The organism is Amycolatopsis kentuckyensis, from assembly GCF_002155975.1.
Classification (GTDB): Bacteria; Actinomycetota; Actinomycetes; order Mycobacteriales; family Pseudonocardiaceae; genus Amycolatopsis; species Amycolatopsis kentuckyensis.
The window spans coordinates 1-2,524 of the sequence record NZ_MUMI01000292.1 but is presented as its reverse complement, the minus strand read 5'-3'; the positions used below and the strand labels follow the sequence as shown (position 1 = coordinate 2,524).

Here is a 2,524-nt window from a genome sequence, read left to right as displayed (position 1 = left end):
TGCGCGCCGCAGCGGGCCTTCGAGATGAACGGCCCCTCCAGGTGGATGCCCGCGACCTCGCCGTCCTGGACGAGCTCACGCAGCGCCGCGACCTGCTCACGCAGGACGTCCACCGGGTCGGAGACCAGGCTGGCGAGCATGGTCGTGGTGCCGTGACGGCGGTGCGCTCGCACCGCCGTCAGGAGTTCCTCGGGATCGAGGGAGGTGAACGAAGCACCTCCCCCGCCGTGGCAGTGGGTGTCGATGAACCCTGGCACGACCAGTGCCCCGCCGACGTCGACGTGTTCGCCCGATGGCGGGGTCCCGGAACCCACGCCGGCGATCCGCCCGTCGGTGACGGCTACCCAGCCGTCGTCGAGTACACGGTCCGGGGCGGCGACCCGGCCGCCCATGATCACGAAATCTCCGGCGCCTCTCACGCACCCCAGCATATATTGGTCTGGACCAAGCATGGTGATACGACTCAGTGATCGGAATGGTCCACCCGGGTCACTGTGGGGCTTGCATGGCCTTCTGGAGTGCCTCGAGCGCCCGGCTGGCGGTCGATTTAACGGTACCCTTGGAGATACCTGCGGCCTCAGAGATCTCGGCCTCGCTCAGCCCGCCGTAGTACCGCAGCACCAGCACTTCGCGCTGGCGGGGCGGCAGCTTCGACAGCGCGCTGACCACGGCCTGGTGCTCGCTGGAGAGCATCGCGAGGCTCTCCGCGGAGCGCGCGTTCACCGCGTGCGGCGGCACGTACTCGCGGGCCGTCTTCCGGCGCCGCAGCACGCTGCGCGACCCGTTGACGACCGCGGTGCGCAGGTAGCCGACCGCGGCCGCGGCGTCCCGGAGCCTGCCCCAGTTGCGGTGCAGGCCGGTGAAGGCCTCCTGGACCACGTCTTCCGCCGTCGCGGGCTCGTCGACCAGCAGAATCGCCAGCCGGACCAGTCGCATGCGGTGCTGGCGGTAGAGGTCTTCGAGGGTCAGTGGCGCGGCGGTCTGCGCCGGGGCCGGACCGTCCATGACCCGCAGGTGGCCGAGGGTCGCCTCGACACTGCGTTCCGCATTGCCCTCGAGCATGAACCCCTGCCTGTTCTCGACCCCGGTTTGCACGGTGTGCCGCGTCAGCAGGTTCACGGTATTCACAGCGCTCACACAGGTACTGACGCACGCCCAGCCTATCGGGTTCAGATGCCCGTGCCACAGATCGGATCCTGGTACAGAACCGTGACACGGGTAGCGTCGGCAGCTGTCCGCCCCGCGTTCGACCCCGGAGATCCCCATGGCCTGGTTCCTCGTCGAAATCACCTACGTCCAGGAGAAGATGCCGGACGTCCGGCCGCGCCACCGCGAGTTCCTCGCGAAGCTGGCCGAGGAAGGCCGCGTCGCGGTCGCCGGCCCGCTCGGCGACGGCACCGGCGGCATCACGCTGTACCACGCCGACGACGAGGCGCACCTGAAGGAGACGATCGACCAGGACCCGTACTTCCTGGAAGGCGTGGTCGCGCAGCGGTCCGTCCGCGAGTTCAAGCCGGTGATCGGCGCCTGGCTGCCGTCATAGGTCGAGCACGGTGGTGCCGCGGTCGACGCAGATCCGCATGGATCCGCCGTCGGCCGTCGGCACCGCGCAGGTTCCGCAGAAGCCCTGCCGGCAGGAGTACGGCGTGCCGGGCCGGGCCTCGAGGAGGACGTCGAGCGCCGTCCGGTCGCCCGTAACCGCCAGCACCTGCCCTGACCTGCGCAAAGTCAGTTCGAACGGCTCGCCGGCGACGATCGGCGGCGGCGCGAACCGTTCGAAGTGGACGGCCTTCGCCCCGGTCGGCGCCAGGTCGGCGCGCACGCCGGTGATCATCGGCACCGGGCCGCAGCAGTAGACCGACGCGCCGTCCGGGAGACCTTCGAGGAGCTCCGCGCCGGACGCCGGGATGCCGTACTCGGTGTCCGGGCGGATCCACACGCGGTCGTCGTCCGGCAGTTCGCCGAGGAACGGCATCGACGCGCGGCTGCGACCGGTGTAGACCAGCCGCCAGTCCGCGCCCCTCGCGACCGCCTGGCGGACCATCGGCAGGATCGGCGTGATCCCGATGCCGCCGGCGATGAACAGGAACGGCCCGTCGCCGACGAAGGGGAACGCCGTCCGCGGGCCCCGCGCGGTGACGCGGGTGCCGGGCGTCAGCGCGTGGACCTCGGCCGAGGCGGCGCCGACCTTCCGGACGGCGATCCGGTAGTGCGAGCGGTCGGCGGGGTCGCCGCAGAGCGAATACTGCCTGGTCAGCCCGGACGGCAGCACGAGGTCGAGGTGCGCGCCCGGTCGCCAGCCCGGCAGCGGGACACCGTTGGCGAGGCGCACGCTCACGACGCCTTCGGCTTCGGGCCGGATCGTTTCGACGGACAGCGAAAGATCGCGGTCCACTGTGGGCACGGGCGGGCGCCCCCTGCCGCTGAATTGCGACAACCGCCGGTAAACACCCACGACGCCGACCAAAGTGGACATCAGGTGGTCGGTGCGGGCACTGCCGTCGAGCCGGGTCGGCCGGCCGAC

The 2,524-nt window shown here is 71.0% G+C and carries 4 protein-coding genes; 1 reads left to right on the top strand and 3 read right to left on the bottom strand.

Features of this window, described 5'->3' with window-relative positions:
• Both CCN39_RS27095 and CCN39_RS27090 read right to left on the bottom strand, forming a co-directional pair.
• Positions 1–398 (bottom strand): amidohydrolase family protein (locus CCN39_RS27095; RefSeq protein WP_143264161.1); only part of this gene is annotated, 398 nt, incomplete at its 3' end.
• 91 nt (positions 399–489) lie between these two features.
• A complete protein-coding gene (locus CCN39_RS27090; RefSeq protein ID WP_163046624.1) occupies positions 490–1,062 on the bottom strand; it encodes an RNA polymerase sigma factor in 573 nt (190 codons plus the stop codon).
• 202 nt (positions 1,063–1,264) lie between these two features.
• On the opposite strand from CCN39_RS27090, the gene CCN39_RS27085 reads away from it, so the two are divergent.
• On the top strand, positions 1,265–1,543 hold the full coding sequence (locus CCN39_RS27085; RefSeq protein ID WP_086846582.1) for a YciI family protein: 279 nt from the start codon (positions 1,265–1,267) through the stop codon (positions 1,541–1,543).
• On the opposite strand, the gene CCN39_RS50780 is transcribed toward CCN39_RS27085, so the two are convergent.
• On the bottom strand, positions 1,538–2,524 hold a 987-nt coding region (locus CCN39_RS50780), incomplete at its 5' end, for a PDR/VanB family oxidoreductase (RefSeq protein WP_244211034.1). The two genes, CCN39_RS27085 and CCN39_RS50780, sit on opposite strands and share 6 nt — an antisense overlap.